Source organism: Streptomyces sp. NPDC088794 (assembly GCF_044750545.1).
GTDB lineage: Bacteria > Actinomycetota > Actinomycetes > Streptomycetales > Streptomycetaceae > Streptomyces.
The window spans coordinates 180,544-199,676 of sequence record NZ_JBIVKB010000018.1; the positions used below are offsets into that span (position 1 = coordinate 180,544).

Annotated in this window: 7 protein-coding genes; 5 read left to right on the forward strand and 2 right to left on the reverse strand. The window is 72.1% G+C overall.

What is annotated here, in order from left to right; genetic code table 11:
- Positions 1-51: 51 nt before the first annotated feature.
- Together ACIP6U_RS39735 and ACIP6U_RS39740 are read right to left on the reverse strand one after the other, a co-directional pair.
- A complete protein-coding gene (locus ACIP6U_RS39735; RefSeq protein WP_401727603.1) occupies positions 52-1,653 on the reverse strand; it encodes an MFS transporter in 1,602 nt (533 codons plus the stop codon).
- A complete protein-coding gene (locus ACIP6U_RS39740; RefSeq protein WP_401727605.1) occupies positions 1,650-2,078 on the reverse strand; it encodes a DUF3291 domain-containing protein in 429 nt (142 codons plus the stop codon). Before ACIP6U_RS39740 ends, ACIP6U_RS39735 begins: the two co-directional genes overlap by 4 nt.
- A 393-nt stretch (positions 2,079-2,471) precedes the next feature.
- Here ACIP6U_RS39740 and ACIP6U_RS39745 point away from each other — a divergent pair, with 393 nt between their 5' ends.
- Genes ACIP6U_RS39745 through ACIP6U_RS39765 form a run of 5 tightly spaced genes read left to right on the forward strand, consistent with a single transcriptional unit; the run spans position 2,472 to position 19,127 of the window.
- Positions 2,472-3,779: an NAD(P)/FAD-dependent oxidoreductase gene (locus ACIP6U_RS39745; protein WP_401727606.1), complete on the forward strand. Its 1,308-nt coding sequence runs from the start codon at positions 2,472-2,474 to the stop codon at positions 3,777-3,779.
- An 11-nt stretch (positions 3,780-3,790) separates the two neighbouring features.
- Positions 3,791-4,057, forward strand: a complete 267-nt coding sequence (locus ACIP6U_RS39750) for an acyl carrier protein (protein ID WP_124002631.1) — start codon at positions 3,791-3,793, stop codon at positions 4,055-4,057.
- Positions 4,041-4,949 (forward strand): alpha/beta fold hydrolase, encoded by a 909-nt coding sequence (locus ACIP6U_RS39755; protein WP_401727607.1) that lies wholly within the window; start codon positions 4,041-4,043, stop codon positions 4,947-4,949. Before ACIP6U_RS39750 ends, ACIP6U_RS39755 begins: the two co-directional genes overlap by 17 nt.
- A 52-nt stretch (positions 4,950-5,001) precedes the next feature.
- Positions 5,002-11,628 carry an SDR family NAD(P)-dependent oxidoreductase gene (locus tag ACIP6U_RS39760; protein WP_401727609.1) on the forward strand — a complete coding sequence of 2,209 codons (6,627 nt, stop codon included), beginning with the start codon at positions 5,002-5,004 and terminating at the stop codon, positions 11,626-11,628.
- Positions 11,629-11,651: 23 nt separating this feature from the next.
- The gene (locus ACIP6U_RS39765; protein ID WP_401727611.1) at positions 11,652-19,127 is read left to right on the forward strand and encodes a beta-ketoacyl synthase N-terminal-like domain-containing protein; all 7,476 of its coding nucleotides are present in this window, start codon (positions 11,652-11,654) and stop codon (positions 19,125-19,127) included.
- Positions 19,128-19,133: the final 6 nt, after the last annotated feature.

The window sequence follows — 19,133 nt, forward strand, 5'->3', positions numbered from 1 at the left end:
GATGGCACACACTGTGCGTGAAGAGGCCCTTTCCGGTACCGAAAAGGGCACTCAACTCGGCTGCGGAGCCCGCCGGGCCAACAGCACCGACGCGAGCACGGCGGCGCCGAACGAGACGCCCGCGACCACCCACAGCGCGCTGTGCACACCCGCGGTGAACGCCTCCGCGACGGCGTCCGTGATCTGTGGAGTCGACCGCCCGGACGCACTTCCGCCGTCCCGCGCGACCGCCACCACCTGGTCGATCACCGGGGCAGGCAATCGGTGTTCGGCCAGCCGCTCCGGCAGCACGCCGAGGAAGCGGACCGCGAGCACCGCCCCCAGCACCGCCGTCGCCAGCACCGAACCGACCTGCCGGAACGCCGTCACCGCCGACGAGGCCGCGCCCATCTGCGGTCCCTCCACCACCTCGAACGCGGCGGCCGTGGACGGGGCCACCACCAACCCGCTGCCCAGCCCGGCCAGGACAAGACCCAGCGCGGTCACCGCGTAGCTCCCGTCCGGCTCCTGACGCAGCAGCACCAGCGCCGCGACCGTGGTCAGCAGCGAACCCGCCGCCAGCAGCCGGCCCGCGCGTATCCGCCCGGCGAGACGCTGCGCCGACGCCGTGGCCGCCACGAAGGCGAGCATCGCGGGCAGCAGCCGTACGCCGGTGCCCAACGGGCCGAACTCGCGGACGCGTTGCAGGAAGAGGACCTCCAGGAAGACGACACCGACGAACACGAACAGGGCTGCCGCCGCCACACACAGGGCCGCCGTGTAGCGGGAGTTGGCCATCATGCGGACGTCCAGCATCGGGACGGACCGGCGGCGCTCCGTGCGCACCAGCATGGTCAGGGCGACGGCGGCCACCGCGAGCACGGTGACGACGACCGGATCGTCGTAGCCCGCCCGGCCGCCCACCGCGATGCCGTAGACCAGCGTCGACAGTCCGAGCACCGCCCAGAACTGGCCCGGCAGGTCCAGCGGTCGGTCGGGTACGCGGGAGTCCGTCACCGCGCGCAGGGTGACGAGGACGGTGATCACCGCGAGCGGGGTGTTGACCAGGTACACCGCGCGCCAGTCGAAGGACTGGAGCAGCACGCCGCCGAGCAGCGGGCCGACGGCCAGGCCGACGCCCGAGATCGACACCCAGACGGAGATGTACCGCAGCATGCGCGGCAGATCGACGAAGAACGTCGTCGTGATCAGGGCCAGCGAGGTGGGCAGCACCAGGGCGCCGCCCAGACCACTGATCCCGCGGCCGATCAGCACCTGCGGATAGCCCTGCGCCGACGCCACCACCAGGGAACCCGCGGCGATCAGCACCACGCCGGCGAGGAACACCCGGCGCCTGCCCAGCCGTTCGCCCAGCGCCCCGCCCGACAGCACACAGGCCGCGACCACCAGGGTGTACGTGCTCGACACCCAGCTCAGGTCGGCCGGCGCCACCTCCATGTCGACCTGGAGCGCGCGCAGTGTGGAGATGGCCGCGGTCACCTCGATGAACGACATGAACAGGCCGAGACAGGCGGCGAGCAGGACGAGACGGGCGTGCGGGATGACCGGGGTGGGCGGGGCAGTTGGGGGAGCGGGCGCCGCGTCGGCCGCCTCGCCCGTCGACGCGTCCGCCCCGGACTCCGTGCCGTCCGACTCCGCCGAGACCGTGCTCATGCCGACCGGGTCTCCTTCTCCGCCTGGTCGGCCAGGCGGCGCTGCGCCTCGTCCCAGGTGATCGGCAGCTGGTCGCGCTCGGCGTTCCAGAACACGAACACCGAACCCTTCATCCCCGGCCGCAGCCCCCGCACGCTCTTCGCGTGCGGGTCGGTGCTGTTGAAGGTGTTCAGGGCCTCCTGGTCCCGCCAGGCCGACAGCGTCCAGAACGTCTTCTTCAGCGGCTCGGCGCGCAGCGAGGCACCGAGCAGGCCGGGCGACCTACGGACCTGCTGGAAGATCACCAGGGACAGCAGGAAGAACCGGGGCACGCCGAGCAGCGAGCGCAGCTCCAGCCGGGATGCCATGACCAGCGGCGGCCCGGCGGGCTCACCGCCGTCGGCCCCGTCCTTCGCGGTGCCGGGCATCCACGGAATCGTCGGCATGAAAGATCTCCCCTCGGCGGTGCTGCGTCGCCGGTTCCACGGCGGTCATTCATAAGAGTCCGCGGGCGCGTGTTTCCGTACACCCCCGGAAGGGTGAATTCCCGCTTGTTACGCGGCAGCGTGCACGCGGAGCGGCCGACCGACCGGATCAGGACAGTCCGCTCGGGCCCCCATCGAATGCCTCGATAGGGCAAGTCCGCCCGCCGATGGGTCGATTGACCCCGTTTTCCGGCCAGGCCTACGGTTCCTTCTGCGCCGTCCACCGGGCAACTCCGCGGACTGCCACCCCACTTCAGAGGTATCAGCCCTCTGCGCATCGGCCGTCGCTCCACGTGCCCCATCCCGCCACGTGACCGTTCCCGAGAACTGTTCGAGCCGAGGTGCAGCCCTGTCATGACCACCCGTGTCGCTGTCGTCGGAGCCGGAATATCCGGCCTCTCCGCCGCCCATCACCTGCCGGACGACGTCGAAGTCACCGTGTACGAGAGCCAGCACCGTCCCGGCGGCCACGCCCTCACCGTGGAGGTCGACGAGAACGGCCGGACGATCGGCGTCGACACGGCCTTCGTGGTCTTCAACGCCCGTACCTACCCGGAGCTGACCGCCTTCTTCGAGAAGCTCGGCGTGACCGCCCTGGACCACACCGGCGGGTTCGACTTCTTCGACCTGGACCGCGGACTCGACTACGGCACCCGGGAGTTCGAGCTCTCCGAGGACGAGATCGCCGCCCGCTACCCGGCCGACTTCCTCCCGCTGTGGCGGGACGCCGAACGCTTCCACCGCGAGGCGCCCCGGGACTTCCTGCGCAAGCGCACCGACCTCTCCCTGGGCGACTACCTGGACCGCGGCGGCTACACCGACGCCTTCAAGTACGGCTATGTCGTCCTGCTCGCCACCGCCGTCTGGTCGGTGCCCGCCGAGCTGATCTGGGAGATGCCCGCGACCACGGTGATCGCCTTCTTCATGTCCCACGACCCCGGCGGCCTCGGCGGCCGTTCGGTGGCGTGGAAGACCGTGGGCGGCGGCAGCATCGAGTACGTCCGCCGGGTCGTCGCCGGCGTCAACGGCAAGGTCCGCACCGGCGCCGAGGTCACCCGCGTCCGCGAGGACGAGGACGGAGTCGTCGTCGCCACCGCCGCCGGCGAGGAGCGCTACGACCTCGCCGTGCTCGCCGCGCACGCCGACCAGACCCTCGCCGTCCTGGAACACCCCACCCAGCTCCAGGCGAAGATCCTGCGCAAGGTCCGCTACAGCGAGACCACCGCGATCCTGCACACCGACCCCTCCAGCATGCCGCCCGACCGCGCCCGCTGGCAGAGCTGGAACTACGGCGTGAAGACGGTCGACGGACGCCCCCGCACCTGGGTCGCCTACTACATGAACTCCCTCCAGGGCTTCACGGCCGAGCGCGACTACTTCGTCACCCTCGACTCGCCGATCGCCCCGCGCGACGAACTCGTCATCCGCGAACTGCCGTTCACGCACCCGGTCATCGACCTGGAGGTGCGCGCCATGCAGCGCACGATCTACGACGTCAACGCGCCCGGCGGCCGGATCAAGCTGGCCGGCTCCTACTTCCACGCGCCGCGCATCGGCGTCGACCTCATCGGCTCCCACGAGGCCGGATTCGTCTCCGGGCGGCTGGCGGCCGAGGCCGTCACCCGCGAGCTGCACCACCAAGCCAACCGCACAGCGAAGTGAGGGGAATCTCCATGCAGCGTGTCACCGCCGACGAAGCCCGGCTCTGGCTGGTCGAGAAGCTCGCGGTCCGGCTCGGCGTCGACAAGGAACAGATCGACGCGGAGCGGTACTTCGACGAATTCGACCTCGACTCCACCGAGGCGCTGATCCTCGCGGGCGAACTGGAGAAGTGGCTCGGCTTCGAACTGGAGGCCACCGCGCTCTGGTACCACCCGACGATCGCCGCCCTGTCCGAGCACATCGCCGAGGAGAGCGACCGCCATGTCGCGACGGCCTGACACGGCCGTCGCGGACCGGCGGTCCCTGCGGCGCCCACTGCTGACGGCGCTGGGGACCGCCGCGGGCCCGACCGCCCGCACGGTCTGCGCCGTCCACCCGGGCGCGCTCCCGCCGACCATCTGGCAGGACCTCGTCGCGAGGCTGCCCGAGGACAGCGCACCGCACCTGTGCGACCTCGGCAACGTCCCCGCGTACGCGATGGCCGCCCTCGACCCGACCGCACCCGTGCCCGGCGTCCGCGAACTCGCCGCGCAGTGCCTGGCCGAACTCACCGCGGCCGGACTCACGGAACGCCGACTCACGCTGATCGGCTGGTCGTTCGGGGGAGTCGTCGCCTACGAGATCGCCGCCCAGTTGGCGGCTCAGGGCCGCGCCGACGTCGTGGACGCGCTCGTCGTCCTCGACTCCATCGCGCCGGTCGCCGCCTTCCAGCCCGCCGACGACGCCCTGAAACCGACCCTGCTGCTCGACTGGTTCGCGATGTACCTGGGCGCCAAGCGAGGCCGCCGGTTCGACTTCGTGCCCACCGACGAGGACGACCTCGCCACCCTGCTCGCCGCCGCGACCGCCCAGGGCCTGCTGCCCGCGGACACGCAAGAGGCGGGCCTGCGCAAGCTGTTCACCGCCTTCCACGCCGGGCTCGTCCGCAACAACCGCTGCACCGCCGGCTATCTGCCCGACCCGCTCGACCGCACCGTCACGCTCGTCAAACCCCAGGGCTCCCTGCTGCCCGCCAGCCCCGACCTCGGCTGGTCCGAGCTGAGCGGCCGGCCACTGCGCCAACTGGCCGTCCCCGGCGACCACTACACGCTGCTCGGCGAGCCGGAGACGGTCGCCGCGCTGGCCGCCCTGCTCGCCGCGCCGCCCACTGCCCCGCCCCAGGCGGACTGAACACGTCCGCCCCATCCGACCCGCAGACACAGAGCACCAGCGGAGGAACACCGTGCAGCACTCACGTCTGGCCGAGACACCGATCGCGATCGTCGGGTTGGCGGGCCTCTTCCCCAAGTCGCGCGACCTGCGCGAGTTCTGGCACAACATCGTGGACGCCGAGGACTGCATCGAGGACGTTCCCGAGAGCCACTGGAACACCGCGGACTACTACGACCCGGACCCGGCGGCCGAGGACAAGACCTACGTCCGGCGCGGCGGCTTCCTGCCCGAGATCCCCTTCAACCCCATGGAGTTCGGGCTCCCGCCCAACACCCTTGAGGTCACCGACATCCTCCAGCTGCTCTCCCTGACCGTGGCACGGGACGTGCTGCGCGACGCGGGCGCCGACCAGAGCAACTGGTACGACGCCTCCCGCACGGGCGTGATCCTCGGCATCACCGGCGCCAACTCCCTCACCCAGCCGCTCTCCGCGCGCCTGCAGACCCCGGTCCTCAAGGAGGTCGTGCGCAGCGTCGGACTGAGCGAGGCGGACGCGGAGGAGATCGCGCAGCGGTTCAAGAAGGCGTACATCCCGTGGGAGGAGAACTCCTTCCCCGGCATGCTCGGCAACGTCGTCGCCGGCCGGATCGCCAACCGCTTCGACCTCGGCGGCACCAACTGCACGGTCGACGCGGCCTGCGCCAGCTCCCTCGCGGCCGTCAAGCTCGCGGTGAGCGAACTCATCGAGGGCCGCGCCGACATGATGATCACCGGCGGCTGCGACGCCGAGAACACGATCCTCATGTACATGTGCTTCAGCAAGACCCCGGCGTTCTCGAAGACCCAGCAGATCCGCCCCTTCGACGAGTCCGCCGACGGCACGCTGATCGGCGAGGGCATCGGCATGCTGGCGCTCAAGCGCCTCGCCGACGCCGAACGCGACGGTGACCGCATCTACTCCGTGCTGCGCGGCATCGGCACCTCCAGCGACGGCCGCTTCAAGAGCATCTACGCCCCGCGCGCCGAGGGCCAGCAACTCGCCCTGCGCCGCGCCTACGAGGACGCCGACGTGCCCGTCTCCGCCATCGAGCTCTTCGAGGCGCACGGCACCGGCACGGCGGTCGGCGACCACACCGAACTCGCCGCCCTCTCCTCGGTCGTCTCGGCCGGCAACGACGACCACGGCTACGCAGCCATCGGCAGCGTCAAGTCCCAGATCGGGCACACCAAGGCCGCCGCGGGCGCCGCGAGCCTCATCAAGCTCTCCCTCGCCCTGCACCAGAAGGTCCTGCCGCCCACCATCAACGTCGAGACCCCCAGCGACGCCCTCGACCCCACCACCACCCCGTTCTACGTCAACACCGAGGCACGCCCGTGGGTGCTGGACCCGGCGCGCGACAAACGCCGGGCCGCCGTCTCCTCGTTCGGCTTCGGCGGCACCAACTTCCACATGGTCCTCGAGGAGCACGACGACACCGACGCCAAGACCCTGGGCCCGGTGGTCCGTTGGGGCCTGTGGCACGCGGCGGGCCCCGAGGCGCTCGCCCTGCGCATCGAGAACGGCGCCGCCACCGACGAGTCCGGCGCGATCCCCGCCTCCGACGCCCGCATCGGCATCGTCGCCCGCAGCGACGCCGAGTTCGCCGAACTGCGCGACACGGCGGTCGAGTTGCTGCGCGCCCGCCCCGACGCCCCCCAGTGGCAGCACCCCAAGGGCATCACCTACCGCCGCCAGGCGCTGCCCACCTCGGTGAAGGCGGCCGCCGTCTTCGCCGGCCAGGGCAGCCAGTACGTCGGCATGGGCCGCCGGGCCGCCATAGCACTGCCGCCCCTGCGCGCCGCGTTCGACCGGGCCAACCGGCTGACCGAGGGCCCCGACACCCTCGCCCGCACGGTCTTCCCGCCGCCCGCCTTCAGCGACACGGTCCGCCGCGAGCAGGAGACCGCCCTGCGCCGCACCGACTTCGCCCAGCCCGCCATCGGCGCGCTCTCCGCGGGCCAGTACACCTGGCTGCGCGAACTCGGCTTCCGCGCCGACGGCGTCATCGGCCACAGCTTCGGCGAACTCACCGCGCTGTGGGCGGCCGGCGCCCTCGACGACGAGCAGTTCGCCCGGCTCGCCCGCGCCCGCGGTACGTCGATGGCCCCGCCCGAGCACGCCCCCGCCGACTTCGACCCGGGCGCGATGGCCGCCATCCGCGCCTCGCTCTCCGACGTCCAGGCCCTGGTCGCCACCTACCGCAACGTGGCCATCTGCAACATCAACGCCCCCGGCCAGATCGTCGTCGGCGGCCCCACCGACGAGATCGACCGCCTGGTCGCCGACGTCTCGGGCCGCCGCATCCCCGCCAAGCGACTGCCGGTCTCGGCCGCCTTCCACACCGGGTTCGTCGCCCACGCGGCGGACGCGTTCCGGCAGGCCGTGGAGTCGACCGGGCTGGAAGCCCCTCGGATCCCCGTCTACGCCAACACCCCCGGCTCGTCCTACGGCACGGACCCCGCGGCCAACCGCCGCACCCTCGTGGACCAGTTGCTCCAGCCCGTCGACTTCGTCTCCGGCATCGAGAAGATGTACGCCGACGGATTCCGCGTCTTCGTCGAGTTCGGACCCAAGCGGGTGCTGACCGACCTCGTCGACCGCATCCTCGAAGGCCGCACGGACGTCGTGACCCTCGCGGTGGACGGTGGCCCCTCCAAGGACAGCGAGGTCTCCCTCAAGCGTGCGGCGATCGAACTGGCCGTCCTCGGCCTGCCGCTCGTCGGCTTCGACGACCGCGTGGAGCCCCGGCGTGAACAGGCGCCCCGCAAGGGCATGACGATTCCGCTGCGCGGCATCAACTACGTGACCCAGGAACGGCGTTCGGCGTACCAGGAGGCGCTGGCGGAGCCGTTGGCTCTGACGGCGGCCGCCGCCGCTGCCCCTGCGGACGGCACTGACGGCATCGAGTCCGCCGTACGCGAAGGACTCGGCCTCCAGGCGGAGATCCTCACCGCCCACGTGGACACGGTGCACGCGTCGGTGCGCTCGCTGGAGGAGTCGGTACGGGCGGGCGGACATCCCGACACGGAGGCGGCACTGGCTCTCATACGGGAGCAGGGGGCCACGATCGGGGCGGCTCATGAGCGGTCGACGCGGCTGTTGTTGGAGGCGTTGCGGGGGGCAGCGGTCGAGGAGAGGGCCGTTGTGGAGGAGGCGGTTGTCGAGGCGGAGGTCGTTGAGGAAGAGGTGGTCGAGGAGCGGGTTGTCGAGGTTGTGCCGGAGCCCGTACCCGAGCCTGAGCCCGTACCTGAACCTGCCCCTGTCGCCACCTCGGCCATCCCCGCAGGCGTGATGGATGCGCTGTTGGGTGCTGTGGCGGAGAAGACGGGTTATCCGGTGGAGATGCTGGAGCCGGGGATGGATGTCGAGGCCGACTTGGGCATCGACTCGATCAAGCGGGTGCAGATTCTGGGTGCGTTGCAGGAGTCGTATCCGGTGTCGGAGGACGTCGATCCGGAGGTGCTGGCGGAGCGGCGGACCCTGGATGACATCGCCGGGTTCCTTGCTTCAACGATCCCTGCCGAGTCGAGTCCTGAACCGACTCCTGCACCCGTCGCTCCGCTGCCTGAGCCCGCGCCCGTCTCCAACTCGGCTGTAGCCGCAGGCGTGATGGACGCCTTGCTCGGTGCTGTGGCGGAGAAGACCGGGTACCCGGTGGAGATGCTGGAGCCGGGGATGGATGTCGAGGCCGACTTGGGCATCGACTCGATCAAGCGGGTGCAGATTCTGGGTGCGTTGCAGGAGTCGTATCCGGTGTCGGAGGACGTGGATCCGGAGGTGCTGGCGGAGCTGCGGACCCTGGATGACATCGCCGGGTTCCTCGCATCCACCATCCCTGCCGAGTCGAGTCCCGAGCCGACTCCTGAGCCCGTCGCTCCGCTGCCTGAGCCCGCTCCCGTGGCCAACTCGGCTGTGGCCGCAGGCGTGATGGACGCCCTGCTCGGCGCTGTCGCGGAGAAGACCGGCTACCCCGTGGAGATGCTGGAGCCCGGGATGGACGTAGAAGCCGACCTCGGTATCGACTCCATCAAGCGGGTGCAGATTCTCGGAGCGTTGCAGGAGTCGTACCCGGTCTCCGAGGACGTCGACCCCGAAGTGCTCGCGGAACTCCGGACGTTGGACGACATCGCCGGCTTCCTCGCCTCCACGGTGTCCGCCCCCGCGACGTCTCCCCAGCCCACCACTCCCACCGCCCCCCTCACCATCACCTACCCGCCCACCCCCGGAATCGGCCGTACCTACGCCGACGTCACGGAGGTCGCCCCGCCCCACACCCTCGTCGGTGCCTACGCGGAGACGCGCACCGCGGTCGTCGTGGACGACGGGTCCCTGTTGACGCGGCCGCTCGCCGGGGCGTTGCGCGGGGACGGGTGGCGGGTCGAGGTCGTGTCGTTGCCCGGGGTGGACAACGTCGTGGCCGAGGCGGACGCCCAGCGGCGGCTGGTGAGTTGGGACGAGGGGGAGCTCGCCGCGAACCTGACCGGCGGGCGGGTCGACCTCGTCGTGCAGATGGCAGCGGCGGCCGGGCCGGAGTGGGCCGAGGGGACGCGGCGTCTTGAGCACTGCCTGCTGGTCGCCAAGAACAGTCTGGCCGCGTTGAAGGCGGTGGCCGCGCAGGGGACCCGGGCCGGGTTCGTCGCGGTCACACGGCTCGACGGGGCGAGCGGGTATCGCGGTGCCGGAGACGCCTCGCCGCTGCTCGGCGGGGTCGCCGGGCTGGTGAAGACGCTCGCGATCGAGGTGCCCGAACTCTTCGTCCGTACCGTCGACTTCGCGCCGGAGCTGGCACTGACCACAGTCGGTGCGCGGTTCCTCGGCGAGATCGACGACCTGTCCCGTGCGTACGCCGACGTGGCGCACGACGGTGCCGGACGCCGTACCGTCGCCCTCGCCGCCGAACCGCATCAGGCACGCGCGGCGGCCGTCCCGGAGATCACCGCGGACGACCTGTTGGTGGTCACCGGCGGAGCCCGCGGCATCACCGCCGACTGCCTGCACGCGCTCGTCTCGGCGCGGCCGGCCGGGCTGTTGCTGCTCGGCCGCAGCCGGCCCGCTCCCGAGCCCGAGTGGGCCGTCGGCACCGAGGGTCCCGCGCTGCGCGGGCTGATCGCGCGGCGCGCGGCACAGGGCGGGCAGAAGCCCAACCCCCGTGCTGTGGAAGCCGAGTTCAGGGAGATCACCGCATCCCGTGAGATCGCCGCGAACCTCGCCCGGCTCACCGCCACCGGCGCCCGCGTCGAGTACCTCACCGTCGACATCACCGACGCCGCCGAGACCCGCCGCGTACTGACGCCGTACGCCGGTCGCGTGACCGGTGTCGTGCACGGGGCCGGCGTACTGGCCGACCGGCTCGTCGCGCAGAAGTCCGCAGAGGAGATCCGCCGGGTGCTGGCGACCAAGCTGCTCGGACTCGGCAACGTGCTCGATGTCCTGCGCGGAATCGCCGAGTTGCGACACCTGGTGCTGTTCTCCTCCGTCGCCGGGTTCTTCGGCAACCGCGGTCAGTCCGACTACGCCATGGCCAACGAGGCGTTGAACCGGATCGCCGTACGGCTGAAGCGGGAACTGCCCACCGCGCGCGTCACCGCGATGAACTGGGGCGCCTGGGACGGCGGAATGGTCTCCGACGACCTGCGGGCGATGTTCGCACAGCGCGGGATCGCGCTGGTGCCGCTGACGACCGGCGCGGGCATGTTCGCCGAGCAGTTCACGGCCGGGCACGCGCACGACACCGTGATCGTCACCGGCCCGCTCACCCCGCTGTCCGCGCCGCCCGAGACGCAGGGCGCCGGGCTCGCCCCGCTGGTGGTCGACCGGACCCTGTCCGACCTGGTCGACGAACCGTTGCTGACCGACCACACCATCGGCGACCGACGGGTGCTGCCCGCCACGGCGGCCCTCGGTGTGCTGGCCAACGCGATCGAGACGGCGACCGGTGAGACCGTCACCGGGGCGAGCGGGTTCAAGGTGTTCAAGGGCGTCTCCTGGGACGAGCCCGACGGGCAGCGGCCCCAGCGGCTGCGGCTGGCCGTCGAGCCCGCCGCGGGCGGGACCGGAGTCGACGTGCTCGCCTCCTCCGTGGACAGCGGCGGGCGCAGCCGGCCCGCGTACAGCGTCCGGCTGAGCACGGGCGCCGCCGGGCCGCGGCCCGCGGACCGCACCGATCTGGTGGCCCTGGCCGGGAGTTCGGCCGGCCGCGACGCGGCTCCGCTGTACCGCGACGGCACGCTCTTCCACGGGCCCTCGCTGCGCGGACTGCGCTCGGTGCTGTCGGTCGACGAGCAACGGCTGCTGGTCCGGGCCCGGTTGGCCGACTCCCGTCCCGCGCACGGCGGTTACCACGGGCGGCTGCACAGCCCGGTCCTCGCCGACCTGTTGCTCCAGGCCGTGCTGGTCTGGGTGCGCGAGCGGCGCGGGCGGGCCTGCCTGCCCATGGAGATCGGCCGTCTGAGCCTGTTCGAACCGCTGCCCTCCGACGGGGACTTCCTGATCGCCGTCGAGGACATCAGGCCCGGCCGGACCGGCGTGACCTGCACGGTGACCGCGCTCGATCCGCGAGGCCGGGTGCTGGCGGTCCTGCGGGACGTGGTCGCGGTCGAGGACGCGGAACTGGAGAGCCGGTTCCGGCAGCCGGGCCGGGCCGCGGTCTCGGTCTGACGACGCTCGGAGGCTGATCGGTCATGGGCAAGTACGCGATCGTCGGACTGTCGTGCCTCTTTCCGGGGGCGGCCACGCCGGACACCTACTGGAACAACCTGATGGGCGCGGTGGATTCGCGCACCGAGGGCGGCGAGCGGATCTTCGGGCACGATCCGGCGGCCGAGGACGAGAACGCGGACCGGCACCGCATCTACTGCACGCGCGGCGGGTTCGTCGATGCCGTGCCGGACCTCGACCCGGCCGCGTACGCACTGCCCGCCGACTATCTGGCCGGCCTGGACCGCTCGTTCCACTGGGCGCTCCGGGTCGCCGACAACGCCCTGGCCGACGCGGGTGTATCCCCCGCTTCCGCGGCCGGCCGGGGAGTCGGGCGGAGGACCGGCGTGGTGTTCGGGAACTACCCGTTCCCCACGCCGTCCTCCGGCCGCACAGCGGGGAAGCTGTGGGACGCCGCGGTCTACGAGGGCCTCGCGGCGGCCGGCTTCCCCGCGGCCGGGCTGCCGTCCTGTGCGGAGGACGGCGGCCCGGCCAGGGGCGGGGGAGAGGGGGACGCCCTTTCCTCCGCCGGCTCCAACGGCTCGTCCGGCGCCCGCGGTTCAGGCGATCCCCGCAACCCCGCCGACGCCCACAACCTCTGGCCCGGCGGTCTGCCCGCCCACGTCGTGGCCGCCGCCCTCGGTCTCGACGGTCCGCGCCACACGCTCGACGCGGCCTGTTCGTCGGCGCTCTACGCGATCCAGCTCGCCTGCGCCCAACTGGCCACCGGGGGAGCGGACCTGATGCTGGCCGGCGGGGTCTGCGCGCCCGACCCGACCGTCATCCACCTCTCCTTCTCCGACCTGCACGCCTATCCGCCGGACGGCTTCAGCCAGCCCTTCGACGCCCGTTCCAAGGGCATCATCACCGGGCAGGGCGCGGCCATGGTCGCCCTGAAGCGGCTCGCCGACGCCCGGCGCGACGGCGACCGGGTGTACGCCGTGATCGACTCGGTCTCGCTCGGCAACGACGGCCCCGGCAAGCACCTGCTCGCCCCGAACGTCACCGGCCAGCTCGCGGCCTACGAACTCGCCTACCGCGACGCGGGCATCGAGCCGCACGACGTGCAGTACGTCGAGTGCCACGCCACCGGCACCCCGCTCGGCGACCGCACCGAACTCGACGGCGTGGAACGCTACTTCGGGCGCGGCCCGCTGCTCGGCTCGGTCAAGGGCAACATCGGTCACCTGCTGACCGCGGCCGGCATGAGCAGCCTGGTCAAGGTCGTCCTCGCGCTCGGCCGGGGCGTCATCCCGCCGACCACCGGCGTGGCCGAACCGCTGCCCGGCACGGTGGCGGACCGCGTCGTCCGCGAACCCACGCCCTGGCCGGCCACCGACGGCGTACGCCGGGCCGCCGTCTCGGCGTTCGGCTTCGGCGGCACCAACGCGCACGTCGTCCTGTCGGAACCGGACCAGGTCGCGGGGCCCGCCGACGAAGACACGGAGCGTACGAAGCCGCCGACGCTCGCCATCATCGGCATGGGCGCCCACTTCGGCTCCTTCAGCACGCTCGACGCGTTCGAGCGGGCGGGGTACGAAGGTCTGAGCGGCGTACGGGAGTTGCCGTCGAACCGGTGGCGCGGGTTCGAGTCCGCGCCGGACGGGCCCCTTGAACGGGCCGGGCTGGCCCACGACTTGGTGCCGAAGGCGGCATACCTCGACGGGTTCGAGGCCGACGCCACCTCCTACCGCATCCCGCCCAACGACCTCGACCACTTCAACCAGCAGCACCTGCTGATGATGCGGGTGGCCGAGGAGGCCCTGAAGGACGCCGGGTACGAGCGTCCCGGGTCCGGGGCCAAGGGGCGGCGGGTCGCCGTCGTGCTCGGCATGGAGATGGAGCCCAGCGCGGAGGGTCACGGTGCCCGGTACGCGCTCGGCCGCAAGCTCGCCGCCTGGTGCGCGGCGGCCGGACTCGACCCCACGGACGAGCAGTTGGCTGCGCTGACCAAAGCAGCCCGGAACGGCATCCACGACTCCATCGAGGCCAACGAGGTCCTCAGCTACATCGGCAACATCATGGCCGCGCGGATCTCCTCCCTGTGGAACCTCACCGGCCCGTCGTTCACCGTCTCCTCCGACAGCGCGGTCGGTGTCGACGCCCTCGACACCGCCCGGCTGCTGCTGCTCGACCCGAGCGTCGAGGCCGTGCTGGTCGGCGCCGTCGACCTGGCGGCGGGGCCCGAATCACAACTGGCCCGCTCGATCCTGGAGCCCGGCACCGTGCTGGGCGACGGCGCCGGCGCGGTGGTCGTCACCCGGCCCGGCTCCATCCCGCCCGAACGGACCGTGTACGCCACCGTCGACGGCCTCGCCGTCCACCACACACCCACCCTCGACCCGCGGCCCGCCCCCGACCTCGTGGCCGCCGCGGCCGAGGACGCCCTGGCGGCGGCCGGGGTGACACCGGCCGACGTCGAGCTGGTCGAGGCCGGTGCTCTGCGCGAGGAAGTGGTCGAGGGGCTCGCCCGCGTCTGGACGGGCGTACGGGGCGGCGGACTGCTGCGGACCGCGCTCGGCGGGGTCAACTCCCAGGTGGGGGACACCGGTTGTGCCTCCGCGCTGGCCTCCGTGATCCGGGCCGCGCTGTGCCTGCACTACGCCTATCAGCCGATCGCCCCCGACGAGGTCGACGGCGCCCGGCTCGCCGGGTCGGCCTTCTTCCTCGCCACCGACTCGCGGCCCTGGCTGCGCGAACGGCGCGAGGGCCGGCGCACCGCATCCGTCAGTGTCACCGGGACCGCGGGCAGCCACGCCCACATCGTGCTCGGCGGGGCGCAGACGCGGGGCGAGGTGGCGGCCACGGACTGGGTGCGCTCGGGCGGGAGCCTCGTCGTGCCCGTCGGCGCCGACGACATCGACACGCTGGTACGGCGGTTGGGTGAGGTCCGCGCCGCAGTGGAGGACGGCGGCGACTGGGCCGCACTCGCGGAGGACCGGCCGGCCGCGCTGAAGGCCGTACTGGTCGCCGACGATCCGGCAGGCCTGGTACGGCAGTTGGAGCAGGCGGCCAAGGACCTGCCGGACGTGTACCGGGCCGGGGGCGAGTGGACCTCGCCGTCGGGGAGCTGCTTCGCGGCGCGGCCCGCCGGTGGTCCCGGGACGAAGACGGCGCTGGTGTACCCCGGTGCCTTCAACTCGTATCTCGGCCTGGGCCGTGCGCTGTTCCGGGCCTTCCCCGGACTGCTGCCGCGCTTCGAGGCGCAGGCCGAACTGCCCGCCGAGATGCTTCGCTCGGCCGCGCTGTACCCGCGTGCCCTCGGGCCACTCGACCGGCGTGAACTGATGCGCCGCGAGGCCGAGTTGATCGAGGACATTCCGCTGATGCTGGCCGTCGGCACGAGTTACGCGCTGCTGTCGACGGACCTGGTGCGTGAGGTGCTCGGGGTGCCGGTGCACGGGGCGTTCGGGTACAGCCTCGGTGAGAGCAGCATGCTGTTCGCGACCGGCGGCTGGGTCAAGGAGGCCCGCGGGACGGCGAAGATCGACGCGTCGCCGTTGTTCGTGGACCGGTTGCGGGGGCCGAAGAAGACGGTCCGCGCGCTGTGGCACCTCGGCGACGACGTGCCCGACGCGGCGGTGTGGGCCACGCATGTGCTGCTCGCCCCGGCGGACGACGTCCGCGAGGCGGTCGCCTGTTACGACCGGGTCTTCATCACCCACGTCAACACCCCGGCCGAGGTCGTGGTCGCGGGCGATCCGGCCCAATGCCGGGACCTGATCGACGCGTTGGGCTGCCGCAGCGCGCGCTCGCCCGCGAATCACGTGATGCACTGCCCGGTGGTGGACGGCGACCTGAACGAACTGGCCGACCTCAACCGCTACCCCACCGGCGATGTCGGTGACCTCGTCCTCTACAGCAGCCGGCACTACGCCCCCGTCGGCGACCTCGACCAGGACACCGTCGCCCACAACATCGCCATCACCCTCCGTGAGACGGTCGACTTCCCGCGCCTGATCCGCCGCGCCTACGAGGACGGCTTCCGCGCGTTCATCGAGGTCGGCCCCTCCAGCACCTGCACCCGCTGGATCCACGAAACCCTCGCCGACGCCCCCCACCTGTCGGTCCCCGTCGACCGCCGGGGCGCACGCGGCGCCACGGACATCGCCCGCCTGGTCGCCCGCCTCGCCGCCCACGGCGTCCCGGTCGACCTCACCCCGTTCCGCCCGCACACAACCACCGCCCGACGCCCGTTGGGCCTGCGCACGTTCCCGGTGGGCGGCGAACCGGTGGCACCGCTGGTGGCGCGGGGCGCGGAGGGGATCGTCGGCTCCATACGAAGGGTTCCGGCAGGGGAGAGGGCGGCTGGTGGGGTGCCCACGCCGGTGCCCACGCCGGTGTCCGCGCCGGTGTCCGCGCCGGTCCCGGCATTGGTCCCGGTCCTTCCGGATCCACAGCCGGAGCGGGAACCCGAGCCCGTGCCCGTGGCACTCCTCACCGAGCCGATGCCTTCGGCCGCGCTCCCCGAATCAACGCCGTCCGCCCAGGAGTTCCCCGACCCGGAACCCGACCCCACGGAATGGGACACCGCGATGCCGATCCGCCCCGACGGTCCGCCCGTACCCGCGCTGACGCTGGAGCGGGAACCGATCACGATGGTGCCCGCCGACGCGGTCCCGGCACGGCCCCTGGACGCCGTACCGCCACCGGCTCCGCGTCCCGACGTGCCCCAGCGCCCGGCGATCTTCGGCGCGCCCCTGCCCGTGCCGCCGGCGGTGCAGCCGCAGCCGCAGCCGCAGCCGAGGCCGGAGCCGGAGTCGCAGCCGTCGGCGCGGGCCGCCAGTGACCACGCCTCCACCCTCGCGCTCGTGCGCAGCCTGCGTGCCGAGATCCTGGAGGCGCATCAGGAAGTCCTGGAAGCCCAGCGGGAGTTGCGGGAGGAACTGGTCGCGGTGCTGTCGGCGGCGGCGACGGCCACGCCGGTCACCGCAGCCTTCACCGAGCCGGTCGACGCGGTCGTCGTCGAGCCGGTTGCCGATCCCGCCGCCGAACCGGTCGTCCCGCCCGTGGCGCCCCCTGGCCCCGAGCAGCCCCCGGCGCCCCGCTCCAACCGCCCCAAACCCGAAGGCGTCGTCTGGGACGAGGAGGACCTCCTCGAGTTCGCGACCGGCAAGGTCGGCAACGTCTTCGGCCCCCGGTTCGCCCGGATCGACGGGTACCAGCGGCGCGTACGACTCCCCGCCCCGCCCTACCTCTTCGCCACCCGGGTCACCCAACTCGACGCCGAGCCGGGGGAGTTCAAGCCCTCCTTCATCCGGACCGAGTACGACGTGCCGGAGGACGCCTGGTACGCCGTCGACGGGCAGGTGCCGCCCGCCGTCACGATCGAGGCCGGGCAGTGCGACCTGCTGCTGATCAGCTATCTCGGCGCCGACTTCACCAACCGCGGCAACCGCGTCTACCGCCTCCTCGACAGCAGCCTCAGCTTCGTCGGCGACCTGCCGCGCACCGGGCAGACCCTGCGCTACGACATCTGGATCGACCAGTTCGTGCGCCAGGGCGACACCCTGCTCTTCTTCTTCCACTACGACTGCTACGCCGACGGCGAGTTGATCCTCAAGCTCAACAACGCGTGTGCCGGGTTCTTCACGGACGAGGAGCTGGAGAGTTCACCCGGGCTGGTGCAGGGGCGGGTGGCGCCCGGCCTCAAGGTCAAGGCGGATCCCGGGCGTTCGGCGTTCAAGCCGCTCGCGCCCACCCATCGCACCGCCCTCTCCGCCGCCGACCTCGACGCACTCTCCGAGGGCCGTATCGCCGATGTCTTCGGACCCGGCCACCGCCAACCCCCGGGCTGCAACACCTCCCTGCGCCTGCCCGCCCGCCCGCTGCTGATGGCGGACGAGGTCACCGTGCTGGACCGGAAGGGCGGCCCGCACGGGCTGGGGCGGATCGAGGCCGTCAAGGAACTCCAGCCCGACGCCTGGTACTTCACCAGCCATTTCCCCGACGACCCCGTACTCGCCGGCTCGCTCGTCGCCGAAGGCGCCGTCCAGCTCCTGGAGTTGTACGCCCTTTCGCTCGGCCTGCACCTCACGCTCCCCGACGCCCGCTTCCAGCCCGTGCCGGATCTCCGTACCGAGGTGAAGGTGCGCGGCCAGATCACCCCGCGCAACAGCCGGATCGAATACCGCATCGACATCACCGAGTTGACCCTGCTGCCGCGTCCGTCGCTCGTCGCCGACGTCGTCGTGCTGCGCGACGGCACCCCCTCCATCGGCGTCACCGGCCTCGGCATCCGGCTGCGCGAGAAGCCCGGCACGCCGTACCGCCCGGAGACCGCCGGCACGGTCCCGCACTTCCTCGGCCGGCTCTCCCCGGCCACCGGAGAGCCCGCCCTGCTCAACGAGTTCCACATGGCGCACGCGGCCAAGGGCGATCTCGCGATCGCGATGGGCCCGGAGTTCGAGGTCTACGCCGACAGCAGGGCCCCGTACATCCCCAACGGCGACTTCCTGTTCGTCGACCGGGTGATGAAGCTGGAGGGCACGCGCGGGACGCTCAAGCGCGGGGCGGTGATGGTGACGGAGTACGACGCGCCCGAGGACGCCTGGTACTACACCGACAACGGCCACCCGTACATGCCGAACTGCATCTACATGGAGTCCAGCCTCCAGGCGGCCATCCTCCTCGGCTACTACCTCGGCGCCACCCTGCCCTACCCGGAGGAGCAGTTCAGCATCCGCAACCTGGACGGCCACGCCACCCTCGTGAAGGACATCGACCTGCGCGGAAAGACCATCCAGCACCGCTCGACCCTGCTGTCCAGCGACCGCATGCCGGGCTCGATCCTCCAGAACTTCTCCTACGAACTCTCCTGCGACGGCGAGGTGTTCTACACCGGCGAGTCCCTCTTCGGGTACTTCAACGAGAAGGCGCTCGCCCACCAGGTCGGCCTCGACAAGGGACAGCACGTGCTGCCCTGGCTGGACACCCAGCCGTCGCGGCCGCCCGGGACCCGCAGGGTCGATCTGCGTGCCTACCGGTCCGCCGAGCCCGCCCGGCACGGGCCGCGGCTGGCCGGCGGACATCTGGACCTCGTCGAGTGGCTGGACATCCTGCCCGGTGGCGGCGAGCAGGGGCAGGGCTATCTGCGCGGGCACCGCGCCATCCGGCCCGACGAGTGGTACTTCTCCTGCCACTTCCACCGCGACCCGGTCATGCCCGGCTCGCTCGGCGTCGAGGCGCTGCTGCAGGGGCTCCAGGTGTACGCCGTCGAGAGCGGACTGACCGACGGACTGCGCAACCCGCGCTTCGCGCTGAGCGCCGGAGTCGAGACGAAGTGGAGCTACCGCGGGCAGATCCTGCGCACCGACCCCGACATGGAGTTCGACGTCCACGTCAAGGAGGTCCGCCGCGAGCCCGGCCGGATCGTCCTCCTCGGCACCGCCCACGTCTGGAAGTCGACCCTGCGGATCTACCGGCTCGACGACATCGGCATCGAGATCCACCACGACTAGCGGCCC